Raw genomic sequence first — 20,313 nt, forward strand, 5'->3', positions numbered from 1 at the left:
TCAAGGGGCACGGGGCGTCCGGATCCGGCGGCGGTGAGCCACCCGCCGCGCCCGCTGGGGTCAGCGGTGCGGCCGCCGCCGGCGTACGGTCGCCGCGACCCCCGCGCCGAGGACCAGCACCGCGGCCCCGCTCGCCAGCAGTACCGGGGCGGTGGAGTCCCCGTCGTCGCCGTCGGCACCGCCCCCGGCCGCCGCGGCGCGGGCGGCGGGGGTCCGTCCGGCCGGTGAGGTGCGCGGGGGTTCCTCCGGCCGGTCCCCGGATGCCGTGGCGTCGGCGGGCGCCGTCAGCACCACGTCCGAACAGGAGTAGTAGGTGTCGGGGGTGCTGGTGTTGCGCCAGACCGTGTACAGCATCTGACGGCCGGTCCGGTCGGCGGGCAGTGTGGCCCTGATCCGGTACGCGTTGTCCTTCAGCGCCGGGTCGGTGGCCGTGGCGAACGGCTTCGCCTCCAGGTCCGACCAGGTCAGCGGCTGCTTCGGATCGTAGCCCTCCTTGCTGAGGTACAGCTCGAAGGTCCCGGTGTGGGGGATGGTCGACCGGTAGGTGAGCGTGAGGTCCTCGCCTGCGGTCAGCCGGGTGGACGGCCAGTCGTCGCGCGGCAGATCGAGCCCCCGGTAGGCGTCGAGCCCCGCGCTGCACAGCTTTCCGTCCGGGATCCTCTGCCGGTCCTTTCCGTTCACACCCGCCACCCGCAGGTTGTCCCAGTGCTCCGCACCCGGTCCGGAGGCCCGGCCCGCGGCCTCGCACGCGGCCGACTCCGCGTCCTTCCCGCCCGCGGGGGAGCAGGCCACCGTCCGGCTGACCGGGTCCGTGGGCGCGCCGTGCGCCGCGGCGGGCCCGGCGGCCAGTGCCGTCAGCAGACAGGGGAGGGCCCCGAGCAGGGCGGCCGCGGCGGCGGTGCGGTACGAGGTCATCCGATACGGCCCTCCAGGCTCCGGTTCACAGCGGGGTCAGGCCCCGCCTCGCTCATCCGGTACGCGGCGTGGCGGTCCGTTGTTCATTCCGGATCAGGGCCGCGCCACGGTCGGGCCATAGGTCGAACGAAGAAGCGGTTCAACGCGGTACAACCATCTTCGGTCGACACATGTCACTTTTTTCAGACGCAAGAAGCGTCTAGGAGACAAGGGGGATAAATGAAGATTTCTCGAGGCATCGCCGCGACCGCCGTCCTGGCTTCCGCCATCGCCGGCACCGCGGCCCTCGCCCCGCAGGCGTCAGCCGCCGCCAAGGCCGCGTACAACGGGGCCTGTGGAAGCGGTTACAAGGTGGTCAACTCGGCACCGATCGGGTCGAAGGGCACCGTCTTCCTCACCTACAACTCCTCCAAGGGCAAGAACTGCGTGGTCACCGTGCGCAACACGGCGGGCTCACCGGTTTCGATGTTCGCCTACCTCTACGCACACGGCGCCTCCGAGTCGGTCGAGGACAGCGGCCTCTACCGCTCCTACGCCGGACCGGTCTACACCTACGGGCGCGGCAAGTGTGTCGACTGGGCCGGGGGCATCGACAACCAGTCCACCTGGACCTATGGCTCCAACTGCGGCTCGCTGACAGCGCACCGCGTCACCAAGGGCTGGTGATCCGGTCCCGGTCGCACATCACCGGGACAGCGGCGGGGGCACCGTATCGCGGTGCCCCCGCCGTCGTGTGCGAGAACCGCGGAGGCTAAGAGGAGGGGTGTGTTCCGTTGCGGCGAAGTCATGATCGATAGTGGGAGCGGGGCGGCGGACCGGTAACGAAATCGCGGAAGGCACCGACCAGGTGGTATGCCGGTGGTGCAATAGCGATGAGGCACCGGCCGTGGAGCGGGCCCCTGTCTCATCACGCCGCGCGGAGCGGCACTGCACGTCACAGGTGGAGGAACGTCATGCACCCAGTCACCGTCTCCGGTTCCCGCCCCTCCGTCCCCGCCGTGGGACGACCCGCTCCCCGCCTGGCCACCGACCGCGTCCGGGCGCTGCCCCGGATGCCCGCCGCCCGCCCGCCGATCCGCTCCCGGGCCGATACGGACACCATCGCGCTGCTGCACCGCACCACCTTGGTGATGGTCGACGAACTGCCCCGGCTGACGGACCGGATCGTCGCCCTGATGAAGGAGCGGGAGCCCGCCTACCGGGCCACCTGTGTCGATCCGCATGAGCTGTGGCGCGAGGTGCACGACTCGCTGAGCAACAATGTCCGTTCGCTGCTCAACCCCAAGGAGGCCCGGGAAGCGGCCCGCTCGGTGTCCTGGCGGATCGGCGCCGACCGCGCCGCCCAGGGCTTCCCGCTGGACGCGCTGCTGCACGCGTACCGCATCGGCTGCACCGTCGTCTGGGAACACCTCCTGGACACCGCCTCGCGCGACGATCCGCACGGTGCGCGGGCGCTGGTCCACGTCGCGGCCGACGTCTGGAACTTCGTCGACGAGCACTGCACCCTGGTGGCCGAGGCGTACCACGAGGTCGGACGGCAGCTCGCCTGGCACCGGGAGAACCGCTACCGGATCATCGTCGCCGCCCTCCTGGACGGCACCGCCCGGGTGAGCGACTTCCCGGAGGCGGAGGCCGTTCTCGGACTCCCCGAGCAGGGGCGCTACGTGGTCGTGGCGCTGGAGGGCAATGACTCCTCACCCCGCGCCCCGCGTCCGCCGGAGGTGCGCGGCGGCAGCCGTACGGTGTGGCACACCCGGGAGGGCAGCGCCCACGCCATCGTGCTGCTGGCCGAAGGGACCTCCCCGGCGGACCTGGTGCGGGAGCTGGGGGTGCCACCGAGCGGCCGGGCCGGGGTCAGCCCCGAGGTGAACGGCCTGGCCGCGGTGAACACCGCGCGGCGGCTGGCCGATACTGCCCTGCGCGCCTGCCCCGGTATCGGACAGGCGGCGCTGCTGGAGGACCACTACCCGGCGGCGCTGGTGGTCTCCTCCCCGGAGCTGTCCTCCGCCCTCGCCACCCGCATGCTCGGCCCCGTCCTCACCCTCGAACCGGCCGACCGGGATGTGCTGCTGGCCACCCTGGCCGTCTGGCTGGAGGCCGACGGATCGGCGCGCCGCGCCGGGGAGCTGCTGTTCTGCCATCGCAACACGGTGCTCAACCGGCTCCGCCGTTACGAGCAGTTGAGCGGGCGCTCGCTGGACCGCCCGCGTGACGTCGTGGAGTTGTCCCTCGCGCTGTCCGCACACCGACTGCTGAACACCTGATCACAGCCCGCGACCGGGGGTGATGTGGGCGTGCACAACCCTTCGGCGTGGATCATGTGCCCCTGCCACGCGGTTCGGCGGCGGGGTGTACGAGCTCCCTGGTGAGCTGCTGTCGTGGCGGTCCCGTTCCTACCGGGTACCGGGACGGGACCCCCATGAGGAGCCAACGACATGTCCGATCACGATCAGCCCTGGGCGCCGCCCGTGAGGCCCCGTCCGATGCGCACCACTGCGGCCGCGCCCGGACGTCACACGGCACCGGCAGGTCGTACCGCGTCCGGGCGCCCCGCCGTGCCACCGCCGCCCGCGAGGACGGCGATGTCGGCCCGGCAGGCGATGCCCGCCATCTATGCCATGTCGGGAATCGCGGCCACACCCCCGGCACCGGCCGTGTTCCCGACGGCGGCCGAGCCCCCGGCCCGTGCCGGGGCTTCGGCACCCCCCGTCCCCCCGATGCCGACTCACCCCCCGAGGGTGTCCCACGCAGTGCGGCGGACACCCTGGCAGCGGCCGTGGCCGTGGACGGCGCGGGCCGCCTGCGCCGCACTGACCTGCCATGTGGCAGCGGTGGTGGTCAACTGCGCCGCCGAGGGTGTGGTCGACATCGGGGAGGGCGGCGGGTTCACCCTGGGCGCCCTGCTGGTGGCCGTGGACGCGACCGTCCTGCTCACCGTGCTGGCCCGGACCCACCGGCAGTCCCTCGACGAGGGGGAGCCGGACAGATGAGTTTCCTCGATCCGCGGACCCTGGCGTTCGTGCTCTTCGCCTGTTTCATCGCGGTGTCGTTCCTGCTGTGCATCCTCGCGGCCACCGGCAATGACGACCCCACCGAGTTCTACCTCGGCACCAGTGGCCTCAGCCCGATGCAGAACGGCCTGGCCATCGCGGGTGACTACATCTCCGCGGCCACCGTGCTCGGCACCACCGGCACCATCGCGCTGGCCGGGTTCGACGGGGTGCTCATCGCCTCGTCCACCGTGCTGTCGATCCTGATGTTCATGCTGGTGATGTCCGGACCGCTGTGCGGCCACGGCAGGTTCACCCTCGGCGATGTGCTCGCGGAGCGGCTGAGCGAACGCCCGGCGCGCGTCAACACCGCCGTCGTCTGTGTGGTGGTCGTCCTCCCCCTGCTGCTGGTCCAGCTGAACGGCGCCGGGTCGATGATGGCGGTGATGCTCGGCATCCCGGGCAGTGCCGCCGTCACCGGCTGCACCATCTTCATCGGCTCGCTGATGGTCTGCTACGCCGCGCTCGGCGGGATGAAGGGCACCGGCTTCATCCAGATCGTGAAGACCTTCGTGCTGTTCGCCGCGTTCGTCCTGCTCGCGGTGCTGGTGCTCAAGCGGTTCTCCTGGAACCCGGTCAGTCTCTTCGGCACCGCCGCGGACGCCAGTGGCTTCGGCGGCACCTTCTGGCAGTCCGGCCGTCAGTACGGCGACTCCGCCGCCGGGCGGCTGGATGTGCTCAGTGTGCAGCTGACCATCGCCCTGGGCGCCTGCTGTATGCCCCACCTCACCATGCGCATGCATCCGATCCGCGGTCTGCGGGCCGCCCGCGCCGCCACCACCTGGGCCGTCGGCGCGGTCACCACTCTGCTGGTGCTGATCGTGATCGTGGGTGCCGGGGCCGCCGCCATCGTCGGCGGGGCGGGGCTGCGCACCGCCGATCCCACCGGGAACGACACCCTGCTGGTGCTCACCCGGGCGCTCGACCCCGGGACCGAGTCGGCCCACCGCAGTCTGCTGTTCTCGGTGGTCGCCTGCGCGGTCATCGTCACCACGCTGGCGGCGGTCGCCGGACTCACCCTGGCCGCCGCGGCCTCGCTCGCCCACGACGGCCTCGCCAAGGTCGTCTTCCGCGGGAAGCTCTCCCCGGACCGGGAGCTGGCGGCCGCGCGTACGGCGATCGTGGTCGTCGGTGTGCTGGCCGTGGTGCTGGCGGTGGTCACCCAGCACTGGAACCGTCAGGTGCTGCTCTCCTTCACCTTCGCGGCCGCCGCCTCGGCCCTGCTGCCCGCGCTGTTCTACGGCACGATGTGGTCCGGGTTCACCGTCACCGGACTGCGCTGGTCGCTGTACGGCGGACTGGTCCTCACCGTCGTCACCATGACCTTCTCCCCGTCCGTCTCCGGCGCCCCGCTCGCGGTCTTCCCCGACCAGGACTTCCAGTGGTTCCCGCTGCACAACCCCGGTCTGGTCACCATCCCCGCGGGCTTCGCGCTCGGCTGGGCCGGTTCCCGCTTCGGTCCGCGGCCGCGCCATGTGCGGCGGCCCGCGCCCGAACCGGAGCCCTACGCCACCTACCCGGGCTGACCGCACGGGGGCCGGCCGAACCGAGGCCGGCCGGTCCCCGTGCGGTCTTTTCTCCCGCCCCCGCGGTTTTCGCGCACCGCTCGGTGAGTAAGGGCTACTCCAATTCAAAAATCCCAGGCCAAGGCCGAGGTCGACGCCCTGAGACAGATCTACATTGGCCGCCATGACCGAAATTCATGGCTCTTGCGACGAGCGTTTCGCGGCCGTCAAGAAGGTGTTCCAGGAAAACCTGGAGAACGGCACGGACGTAGGCGCCTCCGTCGCCCTGTATCTGGACGGCGAGCCCGTGATCAACCTCTGGGGCGGCTCCTTCGACGCCGATCGCACCCGGCCCTGGGAACGGCACACCCTCACCAATGTCTTCTCCAGCAGCAAGACCGTCTCCGTGCTGTGCGCCCTGGTGCTCGCCGACCGCGGGGCGCTGGACCTGAGCGCCCCGGTGGCCCGTTACTGGCCGGAGTTCGCCCAGGCAGGAAAGGAGGATGTGCTGGTCGAGCACCTGCTCTCGCACTCCGCCGGACTTCCCGCCTGGGATGAGAAGGTCTCGTTCGAGGACGTCTACGACTGGGAGAAGTCGACCTCACTGCTGGCCCGGCAGACCCCGCGCTGGACGCCCGGCAGCGTCAGCGGATACCACGGCTACACCCAGGGCCACCTCATCGGCGAGGTCGTCCGCCGGGTCACCGGTGTGAGCATCGGGCGCTTTCTGGCCGATGAGATCGCCGGACCGCTGGGCGCGGACTTCCACTTCGGCATCGAGCGTGCGGAGCACCACCGGATCTCCCCGGTGATTCCCCCGCCGCGGATTGCGGGTGGAATCGACATGGACCATCCCATGGCCCAGGCGCTCAACAATCCGCCGATTTTCGAAACCGGCCACAAGGTCGCCTGGACACCGGAATGGCGCGAGGCCGAACTGCCCGCCTTCGGCGGCCAGGGCAACGCGGAGTCGATCGCCGCGATCCAGTCCGTCCTCGCCAATGGCGGCGAGGCCCGCGGGGTGCGACTGCTCTCCGAGGCCACCTGTGACTCCGTCTTCCGCACCCGCACCGATGGCCTCGACCTGATCCTCCAGTTCCCGGTGCGCTGGGGTCTGGGCTTTGCGCTCCCCACCGAGGCGTTCCCGCTCTCGCCCAACCAGCGCGCGGGCTTCTGGGGCGGTGCGGGCGGCTCCGGCTGCATCGTCGACCTCGACGCCCGGATGGCCTTCTCCTATGTGCCCAACCGTATGGTCGACGAGGGCGCGGCCACCGACGACCGCTGTATGACGCTGCTCGCCGCGGCCTACGGCTCCCTGGCCGGCTGAGCCCCGCTTCCGGAACGCGACGGTGGCCGTGCGGTTCAACCGCACGGCCACCGTCATGTCCCACGCGGGGACTGAAGGAGCGAGGAGGGTCAGGAGCCGGGGGCGTCCTCGTACATTGCGTCGATCTCCGCGGCGAAGCTGCGCTGCACCTGGGGCCTGCGCACCTTCATGCTCGGTGTCACCTCACCGTGCGCCTGGTCGAAGTCACGGGGCAGCACCGTGAACCTCTTGAGCGTCTGCCAGCGCTGGAGACCGGCGTTGACCCCGTCCACATAGCCCGCCACCATGGCCCGCACCTCCTCCGAACCGCACAGCGCGCGGTAGTCGAGGCCGGTCATGCCCTGCTCCCGCGCCCAGGCGGTCAGCGTCGGTTCGTCCAGTGTGATCAGGGCGCTGCAGTAGTGGCGGTGGTCGCCCACGACCACCACGTTGCTGATGAAGGGACAGGCGCCCTTCAGCCGGCTCTCGATCTCCAGCGGTGCCACGTACTTGCCGCCGGAGGTCTTGATCAGCTCCTTGATCCGGCCGGTGATCCGCAGATAGCCGTCCTCGGTCAGCTCACCCTGGTCGCCGGTGTGGAACCAGCCGTCGGGGTCCAGCACCTCGGCGGTCTTCTCCGGGAGGTGGTGATAGCCGCGCATGATGTTGGGACCGCGCAGCAGGATCTCCCCGTTGTCCGCGATCCGCATCTCCACCCCGGGGAGCGGACGGCCCGCCACCCCGGTGCGGTACTCCAGCAGGCTCATCGACGCGCCGCACGAGGATTCGGTGAGCCCGTACCCCTCCAGGATCGGGATGCCCGCGCCGGAGAAGAACAGCCCGATCTCGGGTGCGAGCGGAGCGCTGCCGCTGGTACAGCCGCGGATCCGGCCGCCGAAGACCTCCCGCACACCCGCGTAGACCAGCCGGTCGGCGATCACATGCTGCACCGAGAGCCAGAAGGGCACCAGCGACTTGCCGCTCTCCATGCCCTGTCCGGTCTCCGCGCCCTTGCTCTGCGCGGCGCGGGCGTACGTACGGGCCACCCGCGCCGCCCAGGTGAAGATCCGCAGCTTGGTCCCGCCCATCCGCCGGGCCTCGGTGGCCAGCGAGTTGTAGATCTTCTCGAAGACCCGGGGGACCGCGGCCATCACCGTCGGCCGCAGCAGCCGCAGATTGGCCGGAAGCCGCTCCAGACGGCCGTCCACCGCGAGCGGATAGCCCACCGCGATCTGCGCGCACAGCAGGTTCTTGCCGAACGCATGCGCCATCGGCAGCCACGCGTACTCCAGGTCCTCCCGCGACAGCAGGCCGAGCCCGAGCGCGGACTGCGCCTGGAACGACCAGCAGTCATGGGCGAGCCGCACCCCCTTGGGGCGGCCGGTGGTGCCCGAGGTGTAGATGAGGGTGGCGAGGTCCTCCGGGTCGATCTTCGACACCGCCTCCTCGACCACGTCCGGCCGCTCGGCCAGCAACTCCCCGCCGCGCCGCTCCAGTTCCTCCAACGAGAGCACCTCCGGGCCGTCCCCGGCCGCCGCCGGTTCCACCGGCTCGAAGGTGACCACGGCGGTGAGCGCGGGCAGCTCGGCGCGGTGCCGCAGCACCTTGGCGAGCTGCCCGGCGTCCTCCGCGAACAGCACCCGGCTCTCGGAGTCCGCCAGGATGTACGCCGTCTCATCGGCGTCGGTGGTCGGGTACACGGTGGTGGTCGCCCCACCGGCGCACATCACCCCCAGATCGGCCAGGATCCACTCCACCCGGGTCCCCGAGGCGATCGCCACCCGCTCCTGCGGACGGACACCCAGGGCCATCAGCCCGGCAGCGATCGCCGCCGCGCGCTCCCCGGTGCGGGCCCAGGTCAGCGCATGCCACTCCTCCTCGCCCGGCCCGGCCTCACCGGGCGGGCTCCCTCCTGGCGCGGCGACCACCGGGAAGCGGTACGCCTCCGCGTCGGGGGTCGCCCGCACCCGGGAGAGGAAGAAGTGGGCGAGGGAGACCGGGCGGTTGGCGGTGGACGGCGGTTGGTTCACGGTCACCTCTCAGAAGGGTGGCGGCGCGGCGCGCCGGTGGTACGCGTACCCGGTCCGCTCATCCCTGGGGGCCGCCCGCGACGTAGAGGACCTGTCCGGACACATACCCGGCGTCCTCGCCCACCAGGAACGACACGGCGTGTGCGATGTCCTCCGGCCGTCCGATCCTGGCCACCGGGATCTGCTCGCACATCTGCCGCCGCGCCTCCTCGAAGTCCAGGCCCACCCGGGCCGCGGTCGCCCGGGTCATCTCGGTGTCCACGAACCCCGGGGCCACCGCGTTGGCCGTGATCCCGAACTTGCCCAGCTCGATGGCGAGCGTCTTGGTGAAGCCCTGGAGGCCCGCCTTGGCGGCCGAGTAGTTCGCCTGGCCGCGGTTGCCCAGTGCGGAGGTGGAGGACAGGCTGACCACCCGGCCCCAGCGCTGCTCGGTCATGTACCGCTGGACCGCGCGGGTCACCAGGAAGGCGCCGCGCAGATGGACGCCCATCACCGTTTCCCAGTCCGGCTCGGACATCTTGAACAGCAGGTTGTCGCGCAGTACCCCGGCGTTGTTGACCGCGACCACCGGGGGGCCCAGCTCGGCCGCCACCCGGGTGACGGCCGCCTCCACCTGGGTGCTGTCGGTGACGTCCGCGCTCACCGCCAGGGCCGTGCCCCCGGTCTCGGTGATCTCGTCGGCCACGGTCGCGCACGCGGTCCCGTCCAGGTCCCAGACCGCGACCGCCATACCGTCGGCGGCCAGTCGTCTGGCGGTGGCGGCGCCGATGCCACGGGCGGCACCGGTGACGACGGCGACGCGGCGGGGGGAGTCCGGCATGGTGTTCCTCCTGCGAAGCGATGGGTCGCTGCGGAGCGACGTTTCGGTTGCGTTCGGCCCGGTACGGCGGGGCTGTTCAGCCCGGCCTGCCGTGGCCCTTCACCTCGACGGTGGCGCCGTCACCCTGGGCGGCACCGTTGACGCTTCCGCCATCCAACGTCCGCCGCCGGGGACCCGAATCCGTAGGACCACTGGTCCCGGCACGGGGTGCCACGGACGGCTGGACAACGTGGCCGGCGGCTCGTAACACTGAGCCCAGCGGCGCCCGCCGAGCGGGCGGTCACCCACCGCGGGATCACTCCGGCCACCACGCCCCACACCTCCGGTACGCCTCCGTGCGCACCGGCCGGGCGGGCCCTCCCGGATCCGCGGTCGCTTCCCACCCGTGTCCCCGCGATACCGGCCGGCACGGAATGTCACTGTCTTCCGCACCCCGCGGCCCCCACCGTCCGAGTCTCGGTGGGGTGTGCCCCGGCGGTGCGGCGCAAGGAGGCGAACATGGGGCCGTTGACCGGCCTGAAGGTAGTCGAGATCGGTGCCCAGGGGCCCGGACCGTTCGGTGCGACGGTGCTGGCCGACCTCGGAGCCGAGGTCATCCGGATCGACCGCCCGGCCCAGGTGGGCAAGGACTTCAACGATGTGATCCTGGGCCGCAGCCGCCGCTCGGTGGCCATCGACCTCAAGGACCCGCGGGGCGCCGCGGTGGCGATGCGGCTGATCGGCTACGCCGATGTGCTCATCGAGGGCTTCCGGCCCGGTGTCATGGAGCGTCTGGGCCTGGGCCCCGAAGCCTGTCTGGAGCACAACCCACGGCTGGTCTACGGCCGGATGACCGGCTGGGGCCAGGATGGACCGCTCGCCCGGACCGCCGGTCATGACATCAACTACACCGCGCTCTCGGGCGCGTTGGCGGTCATCGGACGGCCCGACAGCGGTCCGGTGATCCCGCTGAACCTGCTCGCCGACTTCGGCGGCGGCGGCATGCTGCTGGCCGTCGGAGTCCTCGCCGCCCTCCAGTCCCGCACCGTCACCGGCCGCGGCCAGGTGGTGGACGCGGCGATGACCGACGGCGTGGCGCAGCTCATGGGCATCTTCTACGCGCTGGCTCAGCAGGGCAGCTGGTCGCCCACGCCGGGTACCAACTGGCTCGACGGCGGTGCCCACTTCTACGACACCTACGAGACCTCCGACGGCCGCCATGTGTCCTTCGGCGCCGTGGAACCGCAGTTCCAGCAGGCGATGCTGCACACCCTCGGCTTCGATCCGGCCGACTTCCCCCAGCCGTACGAGCCCACCCGGTGGCCGGAGTACAAGAAGCGGATCGCCGAGGTGATCCGGGGGCGCACCCGTGACGAGTGGTGCCAGGTGTTCGAGGACGTCGAGGCATGCTTCGCCCCCGTCCTGACCCTGGATGAAGTCCCGGACCACCCGCACCACATCGCGCGCGGCAGTTTCGTGTCCCACGAGGGGCTGCTCCAGCACGCGCCCGCGCCCCGGTTCGGCGGCACGCCCTGTGGGCCGCCGACCCGCGCCGCCCGGCCCGGTGAGGCCACCGCGGCGGTGCTCACCGAGTACGGCTACGCCCCCGAGGAGATCGCGGACTTCCTGGCCACCGGAGCGGTCGCCGCCCCGGACGAGGCCGGCTGACCGCCGTAGCCCACCGCAGACCACCCACGAGTACATCCGGATCCCAGGCAAAGGACTCGCTGTGACCACCGAAGCATTCATCTACGAGGCGATCCGCACCCCGCGCGGGCGCGGCAAGAAGACCGGCGCGCTGCACGGCACCAAGCCGATCACCCTGCTCACCGGGCTCATCGACGAACTGCTCAGCCGCCACTCCGGTCTCGACCCGGCCGCGATCGACGACATCATCCTGGGCTCCGTCATGCCCGTCGGCGACCAGGGCGGCAACATCGCCAAGACCGCGGCGCTGGCCGCCGGGCTGCCGGACACCGTCTGCGGTGTGCAGCTCAACCGCTACTGCTCCTCCGGGCTCGAGGCGGTCAACACCGCCGCCGCGCGCGTCCGTTCGGGCTGGGACAGCCTGATCGTGGCCGGCGGCGTGGAGTCGATGTCCCGGGTGCCGATGGGCGCCGACGGCGGTGCCTGGGCGTTCGACCCGGAGACCAGCCGCAAGGGCGCGTTCATCCCGCAGGGCGTCAGCGCCGACCTCATCGCCACCCTGGAGGGCTTCAGCCGCGAGGACGTGGACGCCTACGCGCTCGAGTCCCAGCGGCGGGCGGCGGCCGCCTGGGCCGGTGGCTACTTCGCCAAGTCGGTCGTCCCGGTGGTGGACCACGGCGTCCCGATGCTGGACCACGACGAACTGGTCCGTCCGGATGCCACCCTGGCGAGCCTCGGCAAGCTGCGGGCCTCGTTCACCGAGCCCGGCACCCTCTACGACCCGATCGCCCTCCAGCGCTACCACTGGGTGGAGCGGATCGACCATGTGCACACCGCCGGGAACTCCTCCGGCATCGTGGACGGTGCCTCCCTGGTCCTGGTCGGCAGCGAACGGGCGGGCGCCGAGCTCGGCCTGACCCCGCGGGCCCGGATCGTGGCGGCCGCCCTCACCGGCACCGACCCGCTCATCATGCTCACCGGCCCGGCCCCCGCCACCCGCAAGGTGCTGGACCTGGCCGGGCTCACCGTGGACGACATCGACCTCTTCGAGCTCAACGAGGCGTTCGCCTCGGTGGTGCTGAAGTTCGTCAAGGAGCTCGACCTGCCGATGGAGAAGGTCAACGTCAACGGTGGCGCCATCGCCATGGGCCACCCCATGGGCGCGACCGGCGCCATGCTCGTCGGCACGGTCGTGGACGAGCTGGAGCGCCGCGACGCCCGCCGCGCCCTGGTGACGCTGTGCATCGGCGGCGGTATGGGCATCGCCACCGTCATCGAGCGGCTGTGACCCCCGCCCGCTCCCCGCTCCACCTCTCCGCTCCCTCCGCCCGCGCGACCGCGAACCGCGCGCCCCGCGAACGAACAGGACTCCTCGTATGACCGACAGGGCCGAAACGACCGACAGCATGATCCGCTGGGACCGGGACGAGGACGGCATCGTCGTCCTCACCATGGATGACCCGGCGCAATCGGTGAACCTGATGAACGACTCGTTCTCCGCGTCGCTGAAGAGCACCGTGGAGCGGCTGGAGGCCGAGCGCGAGTCGCTGGCGGGCGTGATCCTCACCTCCGCCAAGCGCAGCTTCTTCGCCGGTGCCGACCTCACCGTGCTGCGGCGCACCGCCCCCGAGCGCGCTCCCGAACTCGCCCGGGTCTCCGATGACCTCAAGGGGCTGCTGCGGCGTCTGGAGACCCTCGGCAAGCCGGTGGTGGCCGCCGTCAACGGCACGGCCGTCGGCGGCGGCCTGGAGGTCGCCCTGGCCTGCCACCACCGGATCGCCCTGGACACCGAGGGCAGTGTGATCGGTCTGCCCGAGGTGACCCTCGGACTGCTGCCCGGCGCGGGCGGCCTGACCCGTACGGTGCGCATGCTGGGCCTGCACAAGGCGCTGGCGGACATCGTGCTGACCGGCCGGCTGTTCCCGCCGCGCGACGCCCAGCGGCACGGTCTGGTCGACGTGGTCGCCGCCTCGCCCGAGGACATGCTCGGCCAGGCGCGGCGCTGGGTCCTGGACCACCCGGAGTCCGCGCAGCCGTGGGACGTCAAGGGCTATCGCATCCCCGGTGGCGGTGCCACTTCGCACACGTTCCTCTCCCAGGTCGTGGTGCCGTTCTCGGCCACCGTCCGCAACCGCGGCCGTGGCACTCCGATGGACGCCCCGCACCACATCCTGGCCGCGGCGGTCGAGGGCACGCAGGTGGACGTGGACACCGCGCTCGCCATCGAGACCCGCTACCTCGCCGAACTGGCCTGCGGCCAGATCTCGTCGAACATGATCAAGGCGTTCCACTTCGACTCCGAGCACATCGCCAAGGGCGGCGGCCGCCCCGACGGACACCCCCGTCACCAGGCCCGCAAGGCGGTCGTGCTCGGCGCCGGGATGATGGGCGCGGGCATCGCCTACTCCTGTGCCAAGGCCGGGATGGAGGTCGTCCTCAAGGACGTGGACCTCAAGGCGGCCGAGCGCGGCAAGGCGTACTCGCAGAAGATCCTGGACAAGGCCGTGGAGCGGGGCAAGATCGGTGAGACCGAGCGCACCGCCGTGCTGGACCGGATCACCCCCAGCACCCGGGCCGAGGACGCCGCCGGGGCCGATCTGGTGATCGAGGCGGTCTTCGAGAACGCCGAGCTGAAGAAGAAGGTCTTCGCCGAGATCGAACCGCATCTGGCGCCCGGCGCCGTGCTCGGCTCGAACACCTCCACCCTGCCCATCACCGGTCTCGCGCAGGGGGTGAGCCGCCCGGAGGACTTCATCGGGCTGCACTTCTTCTCCCCGGTGGACAAGATGGCGCTGCTGGAGATCATCGTCGGTGAGAAGACCACCGACGCCACCCTGGCCAAGGCGTACGACATCGCCCGCCAGCTCGGCAAGACCCCGATCGTGGCAGGTGACAGCCGTGGCTTCTTCACCAGTCGGGTCATCGGCACCTTCCTCAACGAGGCCCTCAACCTGATCGCCGAGGGTGCCGCCCCGGCCTCGGTGGAGCAGGCCGGACTCCAGGCCGGATACCCCACCGCGCCGCTCGCCCTGTGCGACGAGCTCAACATGAAGCTGTCGCAGAAGGTGCGCAAGGAGGCCATCGAGGCGTACGCGGCCGAGGGACGCACCCTGCCCCACCAGGCCGCCTATGACGTCATCGACCGCATGGTGGACGAGTTCGGGCGGCCCGGCCGCCTCGACGGAGCCGGTTTCCACGACTACGCCGACGGCAAGCGGGTGCGGCTGTGGCCGGGCCTGGCCGACGCCTTCGGCGCCGGTACCGCCCGTATCCCGCTGACCGACATGGTGGAGCGGATGCTCTTCGTCGAGGCGCTGGAATCGGTGAAGTGCCTGGACGAGGGGGTGCTGCGCTCGGTGCCCGACGCCAACATCGGCTCGATCCTCGGTATCGGCTTCCCCGCCTGGACCGGCGGTGTGCTCCAGTACGTCAACCAGTACGAGGGCGGTCCGGCCGGATTCGTCGCCCGCGCCCGCGAACTCGCGGAAGCCTACGGCGACCGGTTCGAGCCGCCGGTCTCCCTGGTGGAGCGCGCGGAGCGCGGAGAGCTCTACGAGTGACCGCGTAGGCGCGCGGAGGCGTGACACGACCGGGAGCGGTCTTGACAAGGACCGCTCCCGGTCTTCTGCGCGCTTCGCTGACCAGCACGTTCTACGATGAGAACAGCGCGCGGACCGGAGGATGAGGATCAACCACACGTATCACGGGCTGTACGGCCGGGACACCGAGCTGGCCGTGATCGACCGTGTTCTCGACGGTGTCACGGCGGGCCGCGGCGGCCTGCTCCTGCTGCGCGGCGAGCCGGGCAGCGGCAAGAGCGCCCTGCTCGAGCACGCCCGGCGGCGCGCGACCGCGCTCGGCCCGGCCGTCCTCGAGGTGTGCGGCGCCGTGGAGGAGTCCGGCTGCGCCTACGCGGGCCTGCACCAGCTCCTGCGGCCCCTGCTGACACGGCTGCCCCGGCTCCCGGCGGAGCAGGCCGAGGCGCTGTCCTCCGCGCTCCGGCTGACCGGCCCCCCGCCCGCCGACCCCGCACCGGTGTCGATGGCCGCCCTGACCCTGCTCACCGCGGCCGCGGCCGAGGGCGGCGCGGTGGGGCCGCGCGGTCTGGTGTGCCTGCTGGACGATGTGCAGTGGGTGGACCGGCCCACCCTGGAGACGCTGCTGTTCGCCGCCCGCCGGCTGCGCTCGGACGGTGTGGCGCTGCTCCTGGCCCAGCGGGACCCCGGACCGGAGGTGCTCGAGGACCCCGCACTGGCCCGGCTGGCCCTGCCCGGCCTCGACGAGCACGCCGCCACCGACCTGCTGGCCGCCTCCGCCGGAACGCGTCCGGCGGCCGCCGTCGCCCGCGAACTGACCGCCCGCACCGGCGGGAACGCCCTGTCCCTGGCCGAACTCGGCACCCTCCTGACCACACGGCAGATCCAGGGGGAGGAAACCCTGCCCATCCCGCTGCCGCTCGGCCCGCGGACCCGCCGGGCGTTCCTCGGCCCCGAACGCTCCCTGCCCGAACCGGTCCGGCTGGCGCTCCTGATGGCCGCCGCCGAGGAGACCGGTGACCTGACCACGGTGGCCGCGGCCCTGGACCGGCTCGGGCTGGACCCGTCCTGTCTGGAGGAGGCCGAGGAGACCGGCCTGATCACCGTCATCGGGCGGAAGATCGCCTTCCCGAGCGCCGCGCTGCGCACCGCCCTGCACAGCGGAGCCGGCCTCGCCCGCCGCCGCCGCTGCCACCTCGCCCTCGCCGAGGTGGTGCGCCCCCACGAGCGGGACGGCCGCTGGGCCGAGCACCGCGCGGCGGCCGCACTCGGTCCGGACGAGGAGGTGGCCGGGGAGCTGCGCCGCGCCGCGAAGTACGCGCGGTCCCGGGCCCAGTACGCCGCCGCGGCGGACCTGCTGGACCGGGCCGCCCGGCTGACCCCCGACCCCGTCCGCCGGTCCGAACGGCTGCTGGAGGCTGCGCGCGCCGCCTGGCAGGCCGGACAGGCGGCGCGTACCGAACACCTGGTGCGCGACGCCCTGGCCATCGCCGACCAGCCGGTGGTCATCGGGCGGCTGCTCCAGCTGCGCGGCGCGGTGAGGGCGCGCGGCGGTGTGCTCACCGACGCCTTCCGGGCGCTGCGCGCGGCGGCGGAGGCGCTCGCCGCCGAGTTCCCCGACGAGGCCGCCCACTGTCTGATCCAGGCGGCGGAGAGCGCGTCCCACGCAGGTGACCCCGCCCGCTTCAGGGAGCTGTCCGTGGCGGCCGGACAGCTGGCCGGGGGGACGCCGGTGACCGATGGCACCCGGCTGCTGCTGACCGGTATCGACCAGGTGATGGAGCATGACCTCGAACGCGGCACCGAGCTGATCACCGCCGGGGTCGAGGCTGCCCAGCGGTCCGGCGATCCGCTGCTCGTGGCCTGGGCCGGGGTCGGCTCGCTCTACCTCGGTGAAGCCGCCACCGGGTTCGCCCTGTTCGAGCAGGTGGCCGAACGGGCGCGGGCCACCGGCCACGTGGGTGTGCTGCCGAGCAATCTGGAGTTCACCGCCCAGCTGGAGATGTTCAGCGGGCGGATGGCCAACGCGGAGGCCCTCACCGACGAAGGGCTGCGGCTGGCCCGCGAATCCGGCCAGGAGAACCTGGCCGCCATCCACCTGGCCCGGCGCGCTTTCATGTGTGCCCTGCGCGGCGACGAGAAGCAGTGCCGGGAGGCCGCCGACGAGGCCCTGGGCACCGCCCTGCGCCGCCGGATCGGGCTCGCCGTGGCCACCGCCCGGCACGCCCTCGCCTCCCTGGCCCTGATGCGCGGCTCCTATCCCGAGGCGCTGCGGCTGCTGGAACAGGTCGCGGTGGCCGAACCGGGCGCCGGACACCCCATCGTGGCGTTCTTCTCCCTGCCGGACCGGATCGAGGCCGCCGTACGCTCCGGGGAGCGGCAGGCCGCCCAGGAGGCGCTGGAATCCCTGGAGCGCTGGCAGGCCCGTTCGGTGCGCAGTGAGGCCCGCGCGCTGCTGGCGCGCTCCAGGGCGCTGCTGGCTCCCGACGACGCCACCGCGATCAGCTGTTTCGAGGAGGCGCTGACGCTGCACAGCGGCAGTGTGCCGATCGAGAAGGCCCGTACCGAGCTGTACCTGGGCGAGACCCTGCGGCGGGCCCGCCGACGCCGGGACGCCCGTGCCCATCTGCGGTCCGCGGCGGCCACGTTCGACCGCATCGGCGCCGACCCGTGGGCCGAGCGCGCCCGTCAGGAGCTGCGGGCCACCGGGGAGTCGGCCCGCGCGGGCACCGCCGCCCGGGGCACCGGGGAACGGCTCACCCCGCAGGAGATCCGGATTGCCCGGCTGGCGGCCGAGGGCAGCACCAACAAGGAGATCGCCGCCCAGCTCTTCCTGAGCCCCCGGACCGTCGAGTACCACCTGTACAAGATCTTCCCCCGGCTGGGTATCACCTCGCGGACCGATCTGGCCCGGCTGTACTTCGAGGACCCCCTGCTCTTCGACTGACGGGCCGAGCCTGGGTGAACAGCACGGCGCGGGAGAACCGCGGAGACGACGACGGGCCGCCGCCCCGAAGGCGACGGCCCGTCGTCGGCCGGTCAGGCTTCAGACCGCGGGCGGCAGGTCCGCCAGCAGTGCCACCAGCGACCGGTGCCGGTCCGCCGTGCCCAGCGCCAGCGCGCTGCTCTTGGCCCGCTTCAGATACAGGTGCACCGGGTGCTCCCAGGTGAAGCCGATCCCGCCGTGCAACTGCAGCGCGGCCTCGGCGGTCTCCACCACCGCCTCCGAGACGAACGCCTGCGCCAGCGATGCCTCCAGCGCGACCGTCGGCGAACCGGCGTCCAGCGCGGCGACGGCGTTACGGGCGACCGCGCGCGCCTGCGACACCAGGCCGTACAGATCGGCCAGCCGGTGCTTCACCGCCTGGAACGAACCGACCGGCCTGCCGAACTGATGACGCTCCTTCACATACGTCACCGTGGTCGTCAGACACCACTCGGCCACCCCGAGCTGCTCGGAGGCCAGCAGCGCGGCGCCGGTGGTGAGCGCCACCTCGAGGACCCGTATCGCCTCGGTCCCCAGGGCCACCGGCACGGCGGGCGCCGAACGCAGCGTGATGTCCGCAAGCTGCCGGGTGAGGTCCAGGGAACGGCGCGGGGTGAGGACCACCGTGTCCTCCGCCGCGGTGAGGTCCACCAGATACAGGCCGGGGCCCGCCTCACCGGTGGCCGGAACCAGCAGCACCCGCGCGGGCAGCGCGTCGGCGACGCTGGTGACCGTACCGCTGAGGGTGGAGCCGCTGAGCCGCACCGTGTCGGGGAAGGACCGGCCGGGGCTCGTGGAGAACGGCACGGCCAGCGCCGCGGCCCGCCGGCCCGCCGCCACCTCGGGCAGCACCCGGCTCTCGTCCGCGGCCATCAGGGCGGCCGTCACCAGCACACTGCTGCCCAGGTACGGCACCGGAGCCACCGCCCGGCCCAGCTCCTCCAGGACCACGGCGGTCTCCCGCCAGCCCGCGCCCGCGCCGCCCTGCTCCTCGGGCACGCTCAGGCCCGTGATCCCCAGCTCGGCGCCGAGCGCGGCCCACAGCTTGGTGTCGTACAGCTCGTCGCTCTCGATCCGGGTGAGCAGCGCGCCGGTCGGGCAGCGGTCGGCCAGCAGGGCGCGCAGCGGAATCCGCAGCTCGTCCTCGACCTCGTTGTACAGCAGATCGGCTGCGGGTTCGGCGCTCACCTGGGGAGGTCCTTCCACGGGATGGTCTTGTCGGTCCGGGGCTCCGGCGGCAGTCCGAGCACCCGCTCGGCGATCACGTTGCGCAGGACCTCCGTGGTGCCGCCCTCGATCGAGTTGCCCTTCGTCCGGAGGTAGAAGAAGCCGTACGAACGGGTGGAGAAGTCGTCGTCGGGCTCCGGCCGCCGGAAGGTCCAGTCGTCGTAACCGAGCCCTTCCTCACCGAGGAGGTCCAGGGCCAGCCCGGACATCCGCTGGTTGAGACCGGCGAACGAGATCTTCGCGGCGGAGCCCTCCGGACCCGGATGTCCGGCCGCGAGCTGCTGGCGCAGCCGCTCCGCGGTCAGCCGCAGCGCCTCGGCGTCCACCCAGGCGCGCACCACCGAGGAGTGCAGCCCGGGGGTGCGCAGTTCGGGCCGCTCGCGCCAGAGCCGGGCCAGTCCGCCGGCCAGACCGCCCTCGCGGGGCATCGCCCCGGCGCCGATGGCGACCCGCTCGTTCATCAGCGTGCCGGACGCCACCTTCCAGCCGTCGCCGACCGCGCCCACCCGGTGGGTGTCCGGGATCCGCACATCGGTCAGGAACACCTCGTTGAACTCGGCCTCACCGGTGGCCTGGCGCAGCGGCCGCACCTCGACCCCGGGGGCCCGCATGTCGATCAGGAAGTAGCTCAGGCCCTGGTGCTTGGGCAGTTCGGGACCGGTCCGGGCGACCAGCAGCCCCCAGTGCGCCTCGTGTGCCACCGAGGTCCACACCTTCTGGCCGTTGACCACCCAGTCACCGGTGGCCTCGTCCGGCTCCGCGCGGGTGGCCAGCGCCGCGAGGTCCGAACCCGCGCCCGGCTCGCTGAAGAGCTGGCACCACACCTCCTCGCGGGTGAACAGCGGCCGCAGGAACCGCTTCTTCTGCGCCTCGTCACCGAAGGTGAGCAGCACCGGGGCGGCCATACCCAGCCCGATGGTGTGCAGCCCCGGGGCGCGTGGCGGTGCCCCGGCGGCCGTGAGTTCGTCGTCCACCGCGGACTGCAGGGCACGGGGCGCGCCCAGCCCGCCGTGTCCGGGCGGGAAGTGCACCCAGGCGAGTCCGGCGTCGAACAGCGCGCCCAGGAACTCCACCGGGTCGGTCGTGGCCGGGTCGTGGGCGGAGACGAAGTCCTGGACGGCCGACCTGAGCCGGTCGGCCGTCCACGCTCCGTCCGTCCGCGCGCCGCGCGCCGGTTGTGCTGATGCCATGCGGATTGCCTTTCGGAGGGCGGGCGCCGGGCTCGACGGCCCGGCGCACTGATCCGGTGCGGAAGGACCCGCGCCGCCCCCGGGGGCCGCCGCTTCGGCCCCGCTCGGGGGCGGAGCGGGAT

General features: G+C 72.3%; 14 protein-coding genes. 9 read left to right on the forward strand and 5 right to left on the reverse strand.

Going from position 1 to position 20,313, the window contains the following annotated elements:
• Window positions 1–60: 60 nt before the first annotated feature.
• Window positions 61–915, reverse strand: a complete 855-nt coding sequence (locus NMK44_RS36635; protein ID WP_254751481.1) for a lytic polysaccharide monooxygenase — start codon at window positions 913–915, stop codon at window positions 61–63.
• Between the two features lie 219 nt (window positions 916–1,134).
• Here NMK44_RS36635 and NMK44_RS36640 point away from each other — a divergent pair, with 219 nt between their 5' ends.
• The 5 genes from NMK44_RS36640 (at window position 1,135) to NMK44_RS36660 (ending at window position 6,797) form a co-directional block, all read left to right on the forward strand.
• Window positions 1,135–1,581: a spore-associated protein A gene (locus NMK44_RS36640; protein ID WP_254751483.1), complete on the forward strand. Its 447-nt coding sequence runs from the start codon at window positions 1,135–1,137 to the stop codon at window positions 1,579–1,581.
• A 287-nt stretch (window positions 1,582–1,868) separates the two neighbouring features.
• Window positions 1,869–3,179: a PucR family transcriptional regulator gene (locus tag NMK44_RS36645; protein ID WP_254751485.1), complete on the forward strand. Its 1,311-nt coding sequence runs from the start codon at window positions 1,869–1,871 to the stop codon at window positions 3,177–3,179.
• Window positions 3,180–3,653: 474 nt separating this feature from the next.
• On the forward strand, window positions 3,654–3,905 hold the full coding sequence (locus tag NMK44_RS36650) for a hypothetical protein (protein WP_254751487.1): 252 nt from the start codon (window positions 3,654–3,656) through the stop codon (window positions 3,903–3,905).
• Window positions 3,902–5,491, forward strand: coding sequence for a sodium:solute symporter family transporter (locus NMK44_RS36655; protein ID WP_254751489.1), 1,590 nt, complete (start codon window positions 3,902–3,904; stop codon window positions 5,489–5,491). Before NMK44_RS36650 ends, NMK44_RS36655 begins: the two co-directional genes overlap by 4 nt.
• 163 nt (window positions 5,492–5,654) lie before the next feature.
• Entirely contained in the window at window positions 5,655–6,797 is a 1,143-nt protein-coding gene (locus NMK44_RS36660) for a serine hydrolase domain-containing protein (protein ID WP_254751491.1), read from the forward strand.
• Between the two features lie 89 nt (window positions 6,798–6,886).
• Here the strand turns inward: NMK44_RS36660 and NMK44_RS36665 are convergent, their stop codons facing one another.
• Window positions 6,887–8,806, reverse strand: a complete 1,920-nt coding sequence (locus tag NMK44_RS36665) for an AMP-dependent synthetase/ligase (RefSeq protein WP_254751585.1) — start codon at window positions 8,804–8,806, stop codon at window positions 6,887–6,889.
• A gap of 58 nt (window positions 8,807–8,864) precedes the next feature.
• Window positions 8,865–9,626 (reverse strand): 3-oxoacyl-ACP reductase FabG, encoded by a 762-nt coding sequence (gene fabG / locus NMK44_RS36670; protein ID WP_254751496.1) that lies wholly within the window; start codon window positions 9,624–9,626, stop codon window positions 8,865–8,867.
• A gap of 498 nt (window positions 9,627–10,124) precedes the next feature.
• On the opposite strand from fabG, the gene NMK44_RS36675 reads away from it, so the two are divergent.
• From NMK44_RS36675 to NMK44_RS36690, 4 genes are all read left to right on the forward strand, one after another.
• Window positions 10,125–11,273 carry a CaiB/BaiF CoA transferase family protein gene (locus NMK44_RS36675; RefSeq protein WP_254751504.1) on the forward strand — a complete coding sequence of 383 codons (1,149 nt, stop codon included), beginning with the start codon at window positions 10,125–10,127 and terminating at the stop codon, window positions 11,271–11,273.
• A gap of 61 nt (window positions 11,274–11,334) precedes the next feature.
• The gene (locus NMK44_RS36680) at window positions 11,335–12,540 is read left to right on the forward strand and encodes an acetyl-CoA C-acetyltransferase (RefSeq protein ID WP_254751508.1); all 1,206 of its coding nucleotides are present in this window, start codon (window positions 11,335–11,337) and stop codon (window positions 12,538–12,540) included.
• Window positions 12,541–12,628: 88 nt separating this feature from the next.
• The gene (locus NMK44_RS36685) at window positions 12,629–14,812 is read left to right on the forward strand and encodes a 3-hydroxyacyl-CoA dehydrogenase NAD-binding domain-containing protein (RefSeq protein WP_254751510.1); all 2,184 of its coding nucleotides are present in this window, start codon (window positions 12,629–12,631) and stop codon (window positions 14,810–14,812) included.
• Window positions 14,813–14,933: 121 nt separating this feature from the next.
• Window positions 14,934–17,735 carry an AAA family ATPase gene (locus tag NMK44_RS36690; protein ID WP_254751512.1) on the forward strand — a complete coding sequence of 934 codons (2,802 nt, stop codon included), beginning with the start codon at window positions 14,934–14,936 and terminating at the stop codon, window positions 17,733–17,735.
• A gap of 99 nt (window positions 17,736–17,834) precedes the next feature.
• On the opposite strand, the gene NMK44_RS36695 is transcribed toward NMK44_RS36690, so the two are convergent.
• Together NMK44_RS36695 and NMK44_RS36700 are read right to left on the reverse strand one after the other, a co-directional pair.
• Entirely contained in the window at window positions 17,835–18,962 is a 1,128-nt protein-coding gene (locus NMK44_RS36695) for an acyl-CoA dehydrogenase family protein (RefSeq protein ID WP_254751514.1), read from the reverse strand.
• A complete protein-coding gene (locus NMK44_RS36700) occupies window positions 18,959–20,191 on the reverse strand; it encodes an acyl-CoA dehydrogenase family protein (RefSeq protein ID WP_254751519.1) in 1,233 nt (410 codons plus the stop codon). Before NMK44_RS36700 ends, NMK44_RS36695 begins: the two co-directional genes overlap by 4 nt.
• Window positions 20,192–20,313: the final 122 nt, after the last annotated feature.

Source organism: Streptomyces cucumeris (genome assembly GCF_024295805.1).
Classification (GTDB): domain Bacteria; phylum Actinomycetota; class Actinomycetes; order Streptomycetales; family Streptomycetaceae; genus Streptomyces; species Streptomyces cucumeris.